At 52.4% G+C, this 15,762-nt stretch carries 15 protein-coding genes; all 15 read right to left on the bottom strand.

The features are described 5' to 3' along the window. Position 1 precedes the first annotated feature (1 nt). Positions 2–3,544, bottom strand: coding sequence for a chromosome segregation protein SMC (smc, locus tag PHO67_01735; GenBank protein MDD5545867.1), 3,543 nt, complete (start codon positions 3,542–3,544; stop codon positions 2–4). A gap of 132 nt (positions 3,545–3,676) precedes the next feature. Further along, positions 3,677–5,476 carry a secretin N-terminal domain-containing protein gene (locus PHO67_01740; protein ID MDD5545868.1) on the bottom strand — a complete coding sequence of 600 codons (1,800 nt, stop codon included), beginning with the start codon at positions 5,474–5,476 and terminating at the stop codon, positions 3,677–3,679. 12 nt (positions 5,477–5,488) lie between these two features. Continuing rightward, a complete protein-coding gene (locus tag PHO67_01745) occupies positions 5,489–6,163 on the bottom strand; it encodes a type II secretion system protein N (GenBank protein ID MDD5545869.1) in 675 nt (224 codons plus the stop codon). Continuing rightward, positions 6,163–6,978 carry an AAA family ATPase gene (locus tag PHO67_01750; GenBank protein ID MDD5545870.1) on the bottom strand — a complete coding sequence of 272 codons (816 nt, stop codon included), beginning with the start codon at positions 6,976–6,978 and terminating at the stop codon, positions 6,163–6,165. Before PHO67_01750 ends, PHO67_01745 begins: the two co-directional genes overlap by 1 nt. Then, positions 6,975–7,220 (bottom strand): MerR family transcriptional regulator, encoded by a 246-nt coding sequence (locus PHO67_01755; protein ID MDD5545871.1) that lies wholly within the window; start codon positions 7,218–7,220, stop codon positions 6,975–6,977. Before PHO67_01755 ends, PHO67_01750 begins: the two co-directional genes overlap by 4 nt. Before the next feature lie 71 nt (positions 7,221–7,291). After that, entirely contained in the window at positions 7,292–7,825 is a 534-nt protein-coding gene (gene pilO / locus PHO67_01760; protein ID MDD5545872.1) for a type 4a pilus biogenesis protein PilO, read from the bottom strand. After that, a complete protein-coding gene (gene pilM, locus PHO67_01765) occupies positions 7,822–9,255 on the bottom strand; it encodes a pilus assembly protein PilM (protein MDD5545873.1) in 1,434 nt (477 codons plus the stop codon). The genes pilO and pilM overlap by 4 nt, the downstream gene beginning before the upstream one ends. Positions 9,256–9,258: 3 nt before the next feature. Continuing rightward, positions 9,259–10,149, bottom strand: coding sequence for a type II secretion system protein GspK (locus PHO67_01770; protein MDD5545874.1), 891 nt, complete (start codon positions 10,147–10,149; stop codon positions 9,259–9,261). A 77-nt stretch (positions 10,150–10,226) separates the two neighbouring features. Next, a complete protein-coding gene (locus tag PHO67_01775; GenBank protein MDD5545875.1) occupies positions 10,227–10,817 on the bottom strand; it encodes a prepilin-type N-terminal cleavage/methylation domain-containing protein in 591 nt (196 codons plus the stop codon). After that, complete coding sequence (locus tag PHO67_01780; protein ID MDD5545876.1) at positions 10,814–11,206, bottom strand: type II secretion system protein; 393 nt, start codon at positions 11,204–11,206, stop codon at positions 10,814–10,816. Before PHO67_01780 ends, PHO67_01775 begins: the two co-directional genes overlap by 4 nt. After that, the gene (locus tag PHO67_01785; protein MDD5545877.1) at positions 11,187–11,672 is read right to left on the bottom strand and encodes a prepilin-type N-terminal cleavage/methylation domain-containing protein; all 486 of its coding nucleotides are present in this window, start codon (positions 11,670–11,672) and stop codon (positions 11,187–11,189) included. Before PHO67_01785 ends, PHO67_01780 begins: the two co-directional genes overlap by 20 nt. Before the next feature lie 10 nt (positions 11,673–11,682). Next, entirely contained in the window at positions 11,683–12,090 is a 408-nt protein-coding gene (gene gspG / locus PHO67_01790) for a type II secretion system major pseudopilin GspG (GenBank protein ID MDD5545878.1), read from the bottom strand. Positions 12,091–12,100: 10 nt separating this feature from the next. After that, positions 12,101–13,309, bottom strand: coding sequence for a type II secretion system F family protein (locus tag PHO67_01795; GenBank protein ID MDD5545879.1), 1,209 nt, complete (start codon positions 13,307–13,309; stop codon positions 12,101–12,103). 19 nt (positions 13,310–13,328) lie between these two features. Then, positions 13,329–15,032: a GspE/PulE family protein gene (locus tag PHO67_01800; protein MDD5545880.1), complete on the bottom strand. Its 1,704-nt coding sequence runs from the start codon at positions 15,030–15,032 to the stop codon at positions 13,329–13,331. Continuing rightward, on the bottom strand, positions 15,033–15,761 hold the full coding sequence (locus PHO67_01805; GenBank protein MDD5545881.1) for a 16S rRNA (uracil(1498)-N(3))-methyltransferase: 729 nt from the start codon (positions 15,759–15,761) through the stop codon (positions 15,033–15,035). Between the last annotated feature and the right edge of the window lies 1 nt (position 15,762).

Below are 15,762 nucleotides of genomic sequence, written 5' to 3' on the forward strand. Positions count from 1 at the left end.
CTTAAGCTGTCTTCGCCTCCAGCTCTTGTGAAAACTTAACCGAAACGATCTTCGATACACCCGACTCCTCCATAGTGATGCCATACATTACGTCGGCCACCGAAATCGTCTTCTTGTTATGTGTTATTATTATGAACTGCGAAGTCTTCACGAAATCCTTCAGCACTCTGCAGAACCTGTCTATATTAGCCTCGTCGAGCGCCGCGTCCATCTCGTCCATCACGCAGAACGGGCTGGGTTTCACCTTAAATATGGAGAAGAGGAGCGCTATCGCGGTCATTGAACGCTCGCCTCCGGATAGCAGCGATATGGATTGAGGCTTCTTACCCGGGGGCCGCGCGATTATCTCGATGCCGCTCTCGAGGATATCCTCCTGGTCGATGAGCAGAAGTTCAGCGTCGCCTCCGCCGAAGAGCAGCCTGAACATATCCCTGAATTCGGCCTGTATCTTTTGGAATGTCTCGAGGAACATCTCTCGGGTCGTCCTGTTGAGCTTGTTTATCGCCTTATGCAGGTCATCTTTAGCCAGGACGAGGTCCTGCTGCTGGGTTGTCAGGAAGTTATACCTCTCCTGCAGTTCCTGGTGCTCTTCTATCGCGACAAGATTTACCGGTCCCATGCCTTCTAGCTTGGAGCGCAGGGCCTCCATCTTGTCGTTCATCTCGTCCCAATTTATGTCTTCGGGTATGGCCGCTTGCTCAAGGTCGGTCTCGACTTTATAGACCTGGATCAGCCTGTCGCGCAGGCTGTTCTTCCTGTAATTGAACTCGGTGGTCTTGACCTCAAGGGTGTGCAGGCGACCGCTCAATTCATTAAAGGACTTCTGGGCCTCCTTTGACTCGTTCTCTACGCGGGATATGGAATCGCCTGCAGTTTTCCTTTCATCCAATATCTGGCGCGAATCGGATTCCGCCGCTATCCTGGCGCTGACGAGCTCCTCATTCCTCTTGGCAAGCTGTTCCGATTCGACCATCAATTCCGAGATCCTCATCTTGGAATCCCTGATCTCTTTCTCTTTCGAGGCCAGACCGGTTTTTTCGTCTTCGAAAGACCTCGCCATCATGGAGAGGGCGTTGGTTACCGAGACCTCCTTGTCCTTAAGCATGTCCAACTCAGTCTTGCTCTGGGTTATAAGGACAAGCGTATCCTCCCTCTCTTTCAGCTTGAGGGTTATCGTATCCTGGTTCGACTTGATCGTATCCTGGACTTTCGCGTCTTCGTCGTCGAGCAAGGCGAGCTCTTTCTTAAGCTCCTCCTCCTTGGTCACGTAGGTGTCTATCTCGGAGTTCACCTCCCCGAGTTCAAGGTTCAACAGCGACTCCTCCTCGTTAAGCTTGTTCATGGCTTCTTCAAGGCCGGCTTTTTCGCTGATCTTGTTGGCGTTATCTATCTGAATCTTATGTATATCTTCGGCGACAGCCTTCGTCTCTGCCTGGAGCGAGTCCCTGAGTTGCTTCTTCTCCTGGAGGCCGCGTTCGAGGGCCGCGGACTTCGCCTTCAGGTTTTCTATTGTTATCCTCAATTCCTTTATCTTGGCGTCCCTTCCTATCAGGCCGAAACCTTCCGCCTTCTGGACCTTGCCTCCGGCCGAAAGCCCTTTCTCCACGACTTCGCCGTTCTTGGTTATGAGCCTGACATGGTCCTGCCGCCCGGCTATCGAGCCGAACGCGGACTCCAGGTCATCCGCAAGGTAAGTATCGCGCAACATGAATTCGATGACGCACTTTACGCTTCCTTCCGCCTTTATGTAATTTATGAGGTCTGTCCTTGATCCTGAACGGGAGACGCCTTCCAGCGGTATGAATGTGGCGCGGCCGAGCGAACCTTCGTCCAGGAATTTGATGAGCCTTTTCGCGGTCTCATTATCTTTGACGATAACGGCCTGTACCAGGTCCCCTAAAGCCGCCTCTATAGCATTATCGTAACCCTGGAAAGGTTCGATCAGGTCGGCAACTATGCCCACTACCCCCTGAGATATGGGCGAACCCTTCTCCACTTCTTTCAGGACACTCTTTACTCCGAGCGAGAAACCCTCATATTTGGCCTTGAGGTCTTCAAGGAAAGTGAGCCGCGATTGCGCCGCGGTCAATTCCGAACTGAGGCCCTGGAATTCGACCTCGAGGTTAGTTATCTCTTCACTTAGCGAGCTTAAGTCCCCCTCGGCCTGGGCTTTTTTCCAGTTAAGGTTCTCTATATCCTTGGATATCCTTTCCACGAAGGCCACCAGCTCACCGAGTTTCTGGCCGGAGGCGGCCCTTTCCTCATCGACCTTCCTCTTCTCTACTTCTATCCTTCTCTGGCGCGCGCCCAGGTGCTGGGTGTGCGCGACTAATTTCGTCAATTCGTTGCGGGCCTTCGTCTGACCCGCCGCAATATCCACGACGTAGAGTTTCGCCTTTTCTATGTTCTGCTGGCAGGTCTTTATAGTTTCGGCGATGGCCTCAAGATATTTGGTCTTTTCTTCTATCTCAGACTTCTTATTTTCCTCGTTGCTCCTGAAAAGGCCGGCCTCGGAATTCAGGCGGCCTACTTCGTTCTCCAGGCTGGAAAGCCTTTCGCGGTTACCGGCGATATCTTTTTCCAGCCCCGCGATCCTGGAATTGATCTCGTTAGACCTTTCGGAATTATAGGATATTTTGTCCTTATTCCTTTCGACCTGGCCTTCTATATTGACCGCATTGGCCTTCGCGTCCGACAACCGCTGGTCGACCTTCGCCAGGTCGTCGCGCAGCGAAGCCAGTTTCGTATCCAGCCCCGAGATGACGGAATTAAGTTCAGACTCCTTCGCCGCCAGGGAATCCCTGTCGGACGATATACTGCCTTCTTCCTGCCTTATCTTCTTGAATTCCGCCGCAGCGGTCCATACCTCCATCTCCTTCAGCTTCTCGAAATCTTCCTTATATTTCCTGGCTTTATTGGCCTGGCGCTCGATGGAATTTATCTGGCGCTTTACTTCGGTTATCACGTCGCTTACCCTGAGGAGGTTCGCCTCTGTCTGCTCAAGTTTTCTCAAGGCTTCTTTCTTCTTGGCCTTGTACCTGGTAATGCCGGCGGCCTCCTCGAATACATAGCGCCTCTCTTCCGGGCGCGAGTCTAATAATTCGGCTATCCTGTTCTGTTCCATGAGGGAATAGGTGGACGTGCCGATGCCGGTCCCCATTAAAAGCTCGTTGATATCTTTTAGCCTTACGGGAGTCTTGTTTATGAAATATTCGCTCTCTCCTGAACGGAATACTCTCCTTGTTATTGTGACTTCGTCATATTCCGTAGGGAGGATCTTGGGCTGGTTTACTATCGTGAGGGATACTTCCGCGAATCCAAGGGCTTCTTTTCCGTCGGTGCCGCTGAAGATGACGTCTTCCATCTTTGTACCGCGGATCTCCCTGGCCGAGGTCTCTCCGAGGACCCACTTGATCGAGTCAGAGATGTTCGATTTACCGCAGCCGTTAGGGCCGACTATCGCCGTTACTCCCGGCTCAAAATTCAGCTCGGTCTTGTTAGCGAACGACTTGAAGCCAAAAAGTTCCAGGTTCTTAAAATGCAAATTGGCACCCTCCCTTCCGACAGTTGAACACCCAAAATTGTTCTCGGTCGGGGAGTGCCAAGATTATTTTGTTATCTTTGTTCCGAATTGTTAGTTAAAAAATAACATATATCGCGTATTTTGTCAATAGATTTATTCGAACGATAGCGTTATTTTGAAGGCCTTCGTCCCTTTCCCCAAGTCTTTCGGAAAAGGCGGAAAAGGAGTCGAATCTTTGACGCTTTTTATGGCCAAGTCGGCCAACGCCGGCTCTGCTTTATTTATTATTACCGGCTCGCCGAAAAGCGAACCGTCATCGAAAAGGGAAAAAGCCACTACGGCGTTTCCGGTAAGCTTCTCCTGCGGCATCGACCGCAGCGCGGTATTAAGGATCTTCGTCCTCACCATCTGGTTATACAGGTCGAGGTTGACTATCCTGTCCCGGACACTTCCATAGTAGTCGGAATAGGATGAATCTTTCATATTCGGGATCGGCTGCGACGTATCTCCCGATATAATCGTGGGCGTAAGGAAAATGACCAACTCGGTCTTTTTTGTCTCGTCTACGACATTCCTGAAAGCCGCGCCGAAAAAGGGAATATCGCCGAGGATCGGAAGCTTGTTGACTGTCCTTATTTTGGTATCTTCTATGAGCCCTCCCATCACGATAGTCACACCGTCCTTTACCACTACGCTCGTCTCGGCCTCGGAGGTCTTTACTATAGGCACGCCGTCCGGGGACGCCGTGGTCTTGATCCTGCTGCCGACCGAACTGACCACAGGCCTTATCTTCATCGATACATAGCCGTCTTTGTTCACGGACGGGGTCACGTAAAGCTGTATACCGACATCTACGAAATTTACCGACTCCGCGGTGGTTACCGCTCCGGCAGCCGGCGTCGTGGTAGTACCGGTAATATAGGCCTCTTTCGTGCCCACCATTATCTTTGCCTCCTGGCCGTCGAGCGCGGTAATGCGCGGGCTGGAGATGATCTTGGTATTCCCTACCAACTTAAGGGCCTGGATGACTGAATTGAAGGTATTGCCGTCCCCGAAGCCCGTGCTTATCGTCAAGGTGCCGCCTGAGGTCAGGTTGGCGGTAAGCTTCTGGTCGACAGTGACTTTCTTTAAGATCGTCTGCCAATCTATCCCGGTGGTCAACTTGTCATCTAACTCCACCTGGACTATCTTGGCATCGATGAGGACTTGCCGGGTCTTTTCATCAAAAGCATTTATTATCCTCTCGATGTCCGCCACCTTCCCGGGCAGGTCGGTCACAACCACGGTATTCGTGCGTTCGTCAAACCGGACCGAACCCAGTCCTTTCGTGATCATATCCTGTATCTTGGGGTTCAATTTATCGCTCTTAGCGTAATCCAGCGTGAAGACCTTCGTGACCGTAGGGGAATCGAGCGAGGCGACCATCTCCTTCATCTGCTCGAGCCTTCCGGCGCTATCCATCAATATAAGGGAGTTCGAACCTTCATCCACTATGACCCTCCCTATGGTCGTCTTGACCTGCGTGACGGCTTTAGCCACTTCTACCGCCTTCGCGTAATTAAGCTTGATAGTGACCAATTCTTTCTTATCCTTGAAATGCTCTCCGTACATCGCCTCGTATTCCCGGCCGGTCATGACGTTCACGATATCATTGCGCACGTCGTAGGCCAGGTCGTTCGAGAGGAGTATTATCTCGAAGGCGTCCCAGACATCGACATCTTTCAGGAAGATAGTGACCTTGCCGGTCACGCTCTTCGACGCGATGATGTTCATGCCGGTCCTCTGCGATATTATCTTAAGGGTGTCGATTATGTCTATCCCCTTCAGGTCGAGCGTGATCTTCTGCGCGGAGATAGGGGACTGGGCGAAGGAACCGGCCGCGAAGGAGATGAAAATAAAGCATGCCAGAAACCCCGTGAGATACCTTGAAAACTTCATATTGACCCTGTCCATGGCATTCTCCTCTTATAAGGTAAGTTCGAGCACTTCACCGTTTATCGACAAAATTACCTTGTCCGACTGTATATCCTCAACCCTTATATTGTCCAACGAATCGCCCTTGTAAAGGAAATATGATTTCTTGTTCTTCCCGTCCTCCAGGATCACCTGGGGTTTATCACCGGCTATTATCCCCTTCAGCGTAAAATCCTTTAACTTGTCGAAGGAGGCCTGGGCAGGCCTTGCCGCGGGAGCGGCCTGGACCGGGGAGGCCTTAAAAAGATCTTTCGACGCCAGCAGCGCCGGATTATCCTGGATCTCAACGGATACGGAAGATGGATCTGCCTGGACCGGGGAGGCAGATCCTATTTGCGGTTCCTGGCGCACGGCTGCCCCCTTGGCGGGCTCGGGTATATAGGCCGGACGTTTCAGGTTGAAACTTATGACGTCGATCAAAAGGACGGCGGCGATGACAATAAGGACGGTTATCAGGGTTATGTTTATAAATTTGACGTGATCTCCGCTTTTAAGCTGCGGTGGCGCAGTCCTGCGGTCCTGACCGGCAGGAGCCGGACCGGCCTCACGCTCGCCCGGGACGGAACTCTCCCTCTCCTGGAGCGGAGCGGACCTATTCTTAGGTTTCTTTTCGCCGCGGATGAGCCTCAAAAGTTTTTCTTCCGGGCTTGTGAATTCCTCGGGCATTAACTTACCTCCCTGCCTATCACAGCCTGGACGATTTCGCGGTCTATGGCGGTCCTCTCGTCCATTATGACGGTCTCCACGCAATCGTGGCAGAGCAAGGCTATCTTCCTCGGATATCCCTGCGTATGTTCATATATATATTTTATCGCGTCGTCCGTAAAGAGCGGGGCCTGGGCCGAATAACCCGCCTGTTTCAGCCTGAACTCTATCATCTGTTTTGTCTCAGCCTCGTCCAGGGGATTTATCAGGTATTTAAGGGCGATCCTGTCCATGAAATTCTTTATCTTCCTTATCCTGGGCAGCAGCTCGACCTGGCCCAGTATGACAAGCTGCAGGAGCTTGTATTCATTGGTCTCGTAGTTCAATAATATCCTAAGGAGTTCGAGTTGGTTGGCGTCAAGCTTTTGGCCTTCGTCTATGAGGAGGATTATCGTCTTGTTCTCGTCGACGCCTTTTTGGAAGAGGTATTTTTCTATGGCATCCTTGAATTCAAGAGTCGACCTGAATGCCGGTTTGATCCCGAACATCTTCGCGAGGTTTGCGAGGAATTGGAATTCCGTCTTATAACTGGGGTCGAGGATCATGTGGAATATGAAATTATCGTCCCCGTGGAATGATTGCAACAATGTCCGCGAGAGCGTCGTCTTTCCCGTCCCTACGTCGCCCAGGACCACGCTCAGGCCGCGCCTCAACCTTATCGTGATCTCCAGCCTGTTGAGGGCCGATTCATGCGATTGGGAACGGAAGAAAAAGGCGGGGTCCGGACTTGTCGAAAACGGTTCTTTCTCAAGGGCAAGCGCTTTATAATAGCTCAACTTGAGGCCCTTCCGGGTTCCAGTAGTTCGAGGATCTTCTTTATCGGGTATTTATCCCGTCTTAAACTTATTATCCTGTTCAGCCTGTTTATAGTAGATTCATCAAAATATCTGAAATTCGTCTCAGGGCTCCTGCCTACCTCAGAGATAAGCCTTATTTTGAGATAATATTTCACCGTTTCTATGGAAAGTCCGGTCAATCTTGCTAAATCTTTAACTAAATATAGGTTATGAGCGCTCATCTTCTACTCCCTACTCAGGGAGCAGTATATAAAATCATACTTATCTTGTCAAGTATTTTTTGAAGAAAGGGTTAATGGATAGCTATTTTGGAAATTACGATACCGCACCTGAGGATGTTAGAGCGGGCCTGTTTCGGATTCAGCGATAATCTATCGATAGCCAGCAGATGAGCGGAATTCTGCACTTTTCGCATAAAATCTGATATCTGTATCATGTCCCCTTCCAGCTCGAGGCCGGCGTAAAACTTCCTGTAAAGGCTGAATTTTTTCGTGGGCAGGGGTTTTATCTCGTTTATGTGGACTCCGGTCGTATTCGCGAGGGATTCGATCTCGGTGAGGAATTTAGCCATCTCCTCTTCCGCCGAACCGGCCATCCTGAGGGCCGACGCGGCTTTTTCATAATCGCCGGTTATCGGCCCTGTCCTGCCGATGAGGCGCTCGCTCTTTTCCAGTTTGAGGGTGTCCGCGGCTATCTCATCGTTAAGCCGCTTCCATTTTGTCGAGACCGGTTTTAAGATGAACGCCTGGGCGGCCCATGCGACTATCACCGCCAACGTAAGATAAAAAAGCTTGCTCTCCCGGCCGCTGAGGTTTAATAATGTCATTTGGCCGCCTTTCCGGATAACGGGCAGGATATCTCGAAATCCACGAATTCGGCTTGCGGGGTCTTTCTCTTTGCGGCGTATTTCACTTCGACGTTCTCAAAATACGGCGAGTCGTCGAGCAGCTTGACGAACCTGAACACCTCGGACAAAGCTGATGACGTCCCCTTTATGTCCACCCTCCCCTCATCGTATTTATACAGCGCGAGGTTTATCGAAGGGGGCGCGATCCTGTAGAATTCGTTCAATATCAAAAGCGGCCGCGCCCTTTGTGATGATTCGGACCTGACGATATCGGCTAACTCCTTCTTCCTGCCTATCTCCTGCGCCGACGGGGCCGTCTTCTTCAGCCTCAGTTCGAGCACTCTCAATAATTCTTCCTTTTGGTGCAGTTTGTTCACGACCACGAGAGATAGAAGTATAAGGACAGCCGCGGCCAGCGAAAGGGAGACCATAGCCTCGTTCCTCCTTATCTTCACCGACCTGGCAACCTTAAATCTCCCGGGCAACAGGTCTACCCTGTCCGGTCCGGCCGCATTGCCTATAAGGGAGGCGAACGAACCTGTTGAGGTGAAAGGCCTGGATCTTTCAGGTACCCCGGAAGGGAACACCTTGAACGCGTCCCTGAATTCAACCTTTATCCCCATCGCGTTTTCAAGCGATTCCTTGTGCGCTTCCATCCCGGGCAAATAACCGGTAAAGACAGCCTTTACGGGTTTCAAGGTCAAGGATTCCTTTTCGAATGTCACCAGGGTCCTTGTTATTTCTTCCTTAAGCCTTTCGATGTAATCCGCGCCCCCGCCGGAGCCGAAAGTGAGTCCGCGTGTATATATTACCTTCTCTTTATCGGCGATCACGATGTCCGTGGCCGACTTATCGCATTCCACGACGATAACAGGCGCCGCGCCCGCCCCGGCCATGAAATCCGGGTCCATCCTTAGCCAGTTGAGGATACCGATAGAGCTCAGCGTCACCTTCGAAGGGGAGAATCCGCAGGACCTCATCACCTCAAGCGGCCTCTCGACCATATCTTTGTGGCAGATGACAAGCATCACCTTCGAATAGCCCTCGGCCGTCGTCTCTATCGGGCTGACGCCGTATGTTATCTCCTCTTTTGGATAGGGTATCTGTTTTATCGCCTGGAACCCGGCCATCTCTTCTATCTCCGCCGGGTCATGGGACGGAAGGCTCAGCGTTTTGGTCGTCACGGATTGCCTGGGTATTACGAGGACTGTCTCTTTGGGTTTTATGTTAAAGTTTTTGAGGATCTTGCTTAACGCCTCTGAAGCCGCTTTGACGTCATTCGACGGCACCGCTTCGCTGACGCAGGCCTCTATCGCCGCGGCCGGGCCGCTCACCGATATCTGGATGACTTTTATCTCAGATTCGCGTATCTCGATCGCCGTCTTAGTCTTGTCGGTAAATAATCCCATCTCCTATTCCTCGTTCCAGTAGAGAACGCTTCCGCCCGTTACCGAGATGACACAGGTAACGGTTTTTACCGCCCTGCCGCCCGAAGCGTAACCTTTCGATATCACCCTGTAATAATTGGAACCGCAAGATACGAGCGCCTTGTTCGCTTCCGTCAGCGACGTAATATTCGCGCCTGACAGGAAATCGATGAAGTCATTCTTGTCGACGAAATGCGTATTATCCGGCGTATCCGGGCCGATCCTGGCGGCAATTATAGTCTCGGCCTCGGGTTGCGAAAAACCCAGCGCCATAAGTACAGGCAACGGGGCTGTATTCACATTTATCTGGCAGCCCGTGCCGGTTATCGGGTATACAGTGATATATCCCTTTATCTTATCGAAGAGCTCGCGGTTTACGCCCTTGACCAACAAGACCTCATCTATCGAGTCAAAAGGGAGATCCTTTTTCTTGTATCCCTCTCCAGTGTAATCATATTCATTATATTCCTGGGAACCGTCCTTGCGGATATCGTCTTCGTCGCGCCAATCTTCTATACTAGCCGCGATCTCGCCGGCGTCTCCTGTAAGGTCAAAATACTCGATAAGCCGCTTGATGACATCCCCGGGCGCGTTATTGATATTTATACGCGCTTCCTCGTCCTGGACGCCGTAAAAGACCCGTTTATCGGAAGAGGGATAACTTACGGTAAAGGTACCGGCCTCCCCTATCTTGATATCCTTAAAAAGCGGGTTGGCTTCCTCATCATTGCATGACCATTGCTCGTTCAAGGTATCCATAGTGTGGTTCTTCTTGCTGAGGATGACGGCCGCCGCGCGTTCTACACCGGCCTCGGAAAGGTACAGGGCAGCCGCGCTGTCCCTGTTAAAACCGGTAAGTTTCAGTTCAAGCCCCATCCTGCCGCCTATCCCAATTGAGAGTATAGCCAAAATCGCCAAAATCCACAAGGTTATAATAAGGATGGCGCCCTTCTTCAAGGAATAATCACCTCTTCGTCTTTCAGTATTCCTGTAGGTATCAATACCGTCCGGGTGACCGTAAGCGGTTCCGCCGAACCATCGGGGGTATACGTCAATAACACCTTGACGCCGAACGGAACTTCTTTATAATCTTCCTGCCAGGAATCACCCCATACAGGTCTTCCGTCTTTTTTGTATAAATACTGGAATTTAATGACTGACATCCCGGACGCCAACCGGGACCTCACCCCGGGGCCGCCCGAGGCGTTATCCTTATAGGTCTGCAATACCCTGTATACCGCTTTCTCCCCTTCGTCAAACTCGTATGTCACCCTGAATAGGCCGTTAACCGCCCTGCAGAAAGAGAGGGAATCCGCGCTCCCGGAAAATACTATCACCTGAGAATTGACGGCGTTCTTTAATTCGCGCGAGAGCATGCCCAAAAGATACCGGGCCTCCTGCCTGCTGCGGTAACTCCCCTCACCCTTCTGCCAGGCGCAGATGCCCACATTAAAGGAAAGATATATCGAGATAGAGACGATGGAGAATATCAGCATCGCTATCAATAATTCGATAAATGTGAACCCTGCGCGGCACTTTCTCATTCTACGCCTGCCTGGCCCTTAAGGTAAGTGCCTATTTCGATCTTCTCGTTGCGTTCCTTATTCGTCCAGGATATTATGGTAATGACCTGGTTAAGAGTATCCCCGTCACTTATCTTCGTTATCTTTGTTTCCAGGCTGTACGGCGTCCCGGATATCTGGGTGGATGACTCGGACGCGGCGACACCCCCGGCCAATTCCTCCTCTATCTCGAGGCCGGCAATCTTGTCCTGCACCAAGAGCGACGCCTTAAAATACTCCTGCGCTATCTTCGAGGCGCGCAGGGATGATGTGAAAGAGCGCAATATGACCGCCAGGCCTATCGCGATGACGGCGATGCTCGCCACCACCTCGAGGAGGAGGTATCCCTTCCTATTCCGTCTGCTTGACATTGACATAGCCTGTCCCCGGGTCTACCGATACCGAATATTTCCCGCCGTATTTCCCCTTGATCTCGAAATCAGCCCTGTCCGACGTCCCGTCCGGATAGAAGACTATCTTGGCCTTGCCCTCCTTCAGGTCAATCAGGACGGAATCGGGTATCGACTTCACCTTCCCGGTCACCCACTGGTCGACGTCAACCCCGTAAGGGTCTCGGAATACGAGGTGGTCTTCTGTCAGGACGCGTTTCTGCGGCAGGTCGAAATCCACGCTCGCCTCGGCGCTACCGCTTATCGCCTTCGCCTGGGCATACATCGCCAGGGAAGTAAGATCAGAGACGAAATTCTGAAGGACCAGGGAATCGAACGATCTCCTGAACTGCGGGACCGCGACTGCCGCCAGAATAGCCAGGAGCGTTATAATGAATATCAATTCTATGAACGTAAACCCTCGGTGGCAGCGGCGTTGAAACGCCATGGATAATTGCCTACTGCTGCCCGGAGACGGGTTGTTTATTGGAGATGGTGTCGCTGCCCGCGACGCCGCTCCTGCCGTAACTCATCAAGTCGTAATCTTTCTTGTCGGTGCTAGGCTTATAGACGTAGTCGCGGCCCCACGGGTCAACCGGCCTCTTCTTAAGATATGGGCCGTTCCACGATTTCAGGTCTCCCGGTTTGACGAGCAGGTCGTCTAATTTATCGGGATATTGCCCGTTATCAAGTTCATACATGTCCAGGGCCGTGGCTATACTAGTATTTATATCCGACATGGCGACCTGCCTCCTGGCGTCCTCCGACCTCCCGACGAACCTCGGCAATACCATCGACGCCAAGATCCCGATTATCACCACTACAAGCAATATCTCTACGAAAGTGAACCCGCTCCTCGCGCGCATGATCCCTCCTTTATTTTACCATAAGGTTCAATTGGAATATCGGCAGGAGCATCGCGACCACTATAAAAGCCACGACCGCTCCCATGCCCAGTATCATAAGAGGCTCTATAAGCGACGTCATTATCTTAATAAGCCTGTCGGCGTAATGTTCATACGAATCCCCGATGCGGTAAAGCGAAACCTCGAGCGAGCCGCCCTCCTCCCCGACGGATATCATGTTCTTCACGAAGGCCGGGAAGTGCGGGCTGTTCTTTATCGCCCCGGAGAATGAGAGGCCATCTTTTATCGACTTCCCTATCCTCTCGAACTCTTGCCTCAGCACCTCGTTGGTCGCTGTCGCGGATATTACCTCGATAGAATGGAGTATGGGGACACCGTTATCGAGAAGAGTGGCGAGCGATTTGCAGAGCCTTCCCACCTCGACCTTTTTGAGGAAATCCCCGAGAAGCGGCAGGCCCAGTAAAAACCTGTCGACCTGTGTCTTTCCCTGCTTTGTGGAGTTTACCCTTACGACCAGGAAAAATATGATAGCGGCAGCCAGGACCATCAGCCACCAGAATTGAGCGAAGAAATCGCTTATCCCTACGAGTATCCTTGTGGGGAGCGGAAGGGACTGCCCGAATTCGGAAAATATCACCGTCAACCGCGGGATGACGAACGACAGGAGGACAAAGACCGTCAAGACACCGACCGAGAGGACGAGCGCCGGATAGGCCATGGCAGCCTGGATCTTGCTCTTTACGTCCTCCTCTTTCTCGTAATGGTCGGAGAGCCTCTTGAGGATCTTCTCCAACACGCCTCCCACCTCGCCCGCGCTTATCATGCTCACGAAAAAATCGGAGAATATCCTGGGATGCTTGGCGAACGCGCCTGAGAGAGAGGCGCCGGCCTTCACTTGGACTATCACATCCTGCAGAGCGGACTTTAACGCCTTGTTCTCTATCTGGTCGGATAGGACGCCGAGGGCGTTTATCAGGGTAAGGCCGGAACCCAAAAGGTCGGAGAACTGCTGCGTGAAAACAGCCATATCCCTGGTGCCGACGCGGTTCATGAACGCAAACCCTGCCTCTCCGCCGCGCGCCTCCTGCCTATCCACCCTGAGGGGATACAATCCCATCTGCGATAATTTGGAGACGGCTATATATTCGGTGTCGGCCTCTATATAGCCTTCCGCGACGTCGCCGATCCCCTTCTTAGCCCTGTAAAAAAATCTCGCCAATCGAAACTCCGTCCCCGTGTTACATATTCGGGATATCTTCCTTCGGCGTTACCCTCATTACTTCGCCGGCCGTCGTCAAACCCTTTAAGATCTTCTCGATGCCCGCGTTGCGCAGCGTCCTCATCCCGAGGGCTACGGCCTTTCTTCCTATCTGGTCGGCCGATTTGTGGTTGAGCACCATCTCGCGTATCTCCTCGTTCAATACGAGGAACTCATGTATGGCGGTCCTTCCGCGGTAGCCGGTAAATTTGCACGCCTCGCATCCTTTCCCCTCGTATATCTCGGCGCCCTTCGGCGCGTCCTTCATGCCGAGCTCCTGCAGGACCACTTTCGCGTCTTTCGCCGGCCGTTTGCATTTCGGGCAGATAAGGCGGACTAGCCTCTGGGCGATGACGCACTCGACCGACGAAGCCACGAGATACGGCTCGATGCCCATATCAAGGAGTCGCGTCGTCGCGCCGGCCGCGTCGTTGGTGTGCAAGGTCGAAAAGACGAGATGTCCGGTGAGGGCTACCCTTATCGCTATCTCCGCGGTCTCGACGTCCCTTATCTCTCCCACCATCATCACGTCCGGGTCGTGCCTGAGCATCGACCTCAGCCCCTTGGCGAAAGTCAGTTCGACCTTATTATGGACCTGGATCTGCGTGATCCCCTTAAGGTGGTATTCTATAGGGTCTTCGATAGTAAGTATCTTAAGTTCCCTGTTATTGATCTTCGATAGGCAGGCGTAAAGCGTCGTCGTCTTCCCTGAACCGGTCGGGCCGGTCAAAAGTATTATGCCGTGCGGCTTTTTTATCATCTCGTTCAGTATCTTGAGGTCGAAATCGGCCAAGCCAAGGTCCTCAAGGCTGTAAAGCATCTTCGCGAAGAGAAGCCTTATGCCTACGCTTTCGCCGTAAGGCGTCGGCAATATCGAAACCCTCAGATCGAGGTCCTCCTGGCCTACTTTCACCTTCATCCTGCCGTCCTGGGGCAGGCGGTGTTCGGCGATATTGAGGTTCGACATTATCTTGATCCTGGAGATTATCGCGGACTGGAAATACTTGATATTCGGGGGGATCGCGGCGTCGTATAAAACGCCGTCTATCCTGTAGCGGACCTTCAGTTCGTCCTCGTAAGGCTCTATATGGATGTCGGTCGCCCGGTCGTGGTAGGCCTGCTGGATTATCTGGTTCACGAATTTTATTATAGAGGCGTCCTCGACAAGCTCCTCGGCCTCCTCGACGGCAAGGGACGGCCCGCCTGAGGCGGCGGTCTCTGCCATGATGCTTTCGATCGTGTCGGCGCCGATGCCGTAATACTTCTTGACAGCTTCTATGATATCCTTCTCACCGCCGAGAAGCGGCCTGACTTCGCAGCCTAAAATGAGTTTTATGTCGTCGAGGGTGTGCAGGTCGAGCGGGTCGGTCACGACTATGGAGAGGATGCCGTCCTTCTCTTCCAGGGGCATCAACTTATAATGGACCGCGAACCTCGCCGGGACTTTCTCCGCTACCGGTTTGGGTATATTCCTTTCCTTGAGCTTTACGTAGGGTATGCCGAGCTGCCTGGAGAGGACGGTCAGGACCTTCTCCTCGGCGGCGAAACCGAGGTCGGCGATTATCTGGCAAATAAATTTCCCGGACTTCTTCTGTTCATTAAGGCACATCTCCAGCTGTTCCGGAGTGATCACCTTATCGATTATCAGCATCTCGCCTATGAGAATGCCGTCCTTAATAGCCATCTACCACCTCAATTCATAATTTAAGACCGAAAGCGCGCAGATAGCCGCGGTCTCTGACCTGAGGACCTCCGGGCCGAGCGAGACCGGCACGGCGCCCGCGGTTTTCGCGTCATTTATTTCCTTATCCGTAAAATCCCCTTCCGGGCCGATCAAGACAGCGGCCGATCTTACCTTCCTGCCTCCCAAAACTTCTTTTAGGGCCTTCGTATTCCCGGAAAGGCAGGGTATTATCTTGATCTCCGCGTCGTTTAAAATTTTCAAGGCATCCCCGAACCCTGTTACCGGCATTACCTCCGGTATCGTGGTCCTGCCGCATTGTTTGGCGGCAACGAGGGCTATCTTCCTCCAACGTTCCGTCTTAGAATTTTCCTTTTTCGCGTCCGACCGGACAACGGTCCGTCCTGTCGTGACCGGAATTATCTTCGCGGCCCCCAGCTCCGTCGCTTTTTCGATGATCAGGTCCATCTTGTCCGATTTCGGGAGCGCCTGGACCAGTATCAGCCTGCAGCCTTCGTCCTTCCTTTCGACCGTCTTTTCTACCGCGACGGTCATCTGCTCCTTATCGACGTCCAATATGACGCCGTGGTATTCCTTGCCTGTCCCGTCAAAGACCGCTATCCCGTCTCCGGCAGCGAGGCGCATGACATCCCTGGCGTGATGGAGCTCGTCGCCGCGGATAATGATCTTTCCTCCTGCCACGCATTCCGGCGGCACATAAAATCTGCTCAAG

The sequence above is a fragment of the Candidatus Omnitrophota bacterium genome (assembly GCA_028716565.1).
Classification (GTDB): Bacteria; Omnitrophota; Gorgyraeia; order Pluralincolimonadales; family Pluralincolimonadaceae; genus Pluralincolimonas.

Bases quoted from the DNA above. Each gene is read 5' to 3' on its own strand.
- PHO67_01740 (MDD5545868.1), bottom strand. From the start codon at position 5,476: ATGGACAGGGTCAATATGAAGTTTTCAAGGTATCTCACGGGGTTTCTG.
- PHO67_01745 (MDD5545869.1), bottom strand. From the start codon at position 6,163: ATGCCCGAGGAATTCACAAGCCCGGAAGAAAAACTTTTGAGGCTCATC.
- PHO67_01755 (MDD5545871.1), bottom strand. From the start codon at position 7,220: ATGAGCGCTCATAACCTATATTTAGTTAAAGATTTAGCAAGATTGACC.
- pilO (MDD5545872.1), bottom strand. From the start codon at position 7,825: ATGACATTATTAAACCTCAGCGGCCGGGAGAGCAAGCTTTTTTATCTT.
- pilM (MDD5545873.1), bottom strand. From the start codon at position 9,255: ATGGGATTATTTACCGACAAGACTAAGACGGCGATCGAGATACGCGAA.
- PHO67_01770 (MDD5545874.1), bottom strand. From the start codon at position 10,149: ATGGGGCTTGAACTGAAACTTACCGGTTTTAACAGGGACAGCGCGGCT.
- PHO67_01775 (MDD5545875.1), bottom strand. From the start codon at position 10,817: ATGAGAAAGTGCCGCGCAGGGTTCACATTTATCGAATTATTGATAGCG.
- PHO67_01780 (MDD5545876.1), bottom strand. From the start codon at position 11,206: ATGTCAAGCAGACGGAATAGGAAGGGATACCTCCTCCTCGAGGTGGTG.
- PHO67_01785 (MDD5545877.1), bottom strand. From the start codon at position 11,672: ATGGCGTTTCAACGCCGCTGCCACCGAGGGTTTACGTTCATAGAATTG.
- gspG (MDD5545878.1), bottom strand. From the start codon at position 12,090: ATGCGCGCGAGGAGCGGGTTCACTTTCGTAGAGATATTGCTTGTAGTG.
- PHO67_01800 (MDD5545880.1), bottom strand. From the start codon at position 15,032: ATGGCTATTAAGGACGGCATTCTCATAGGCGAGATGCTGATAATCGAT.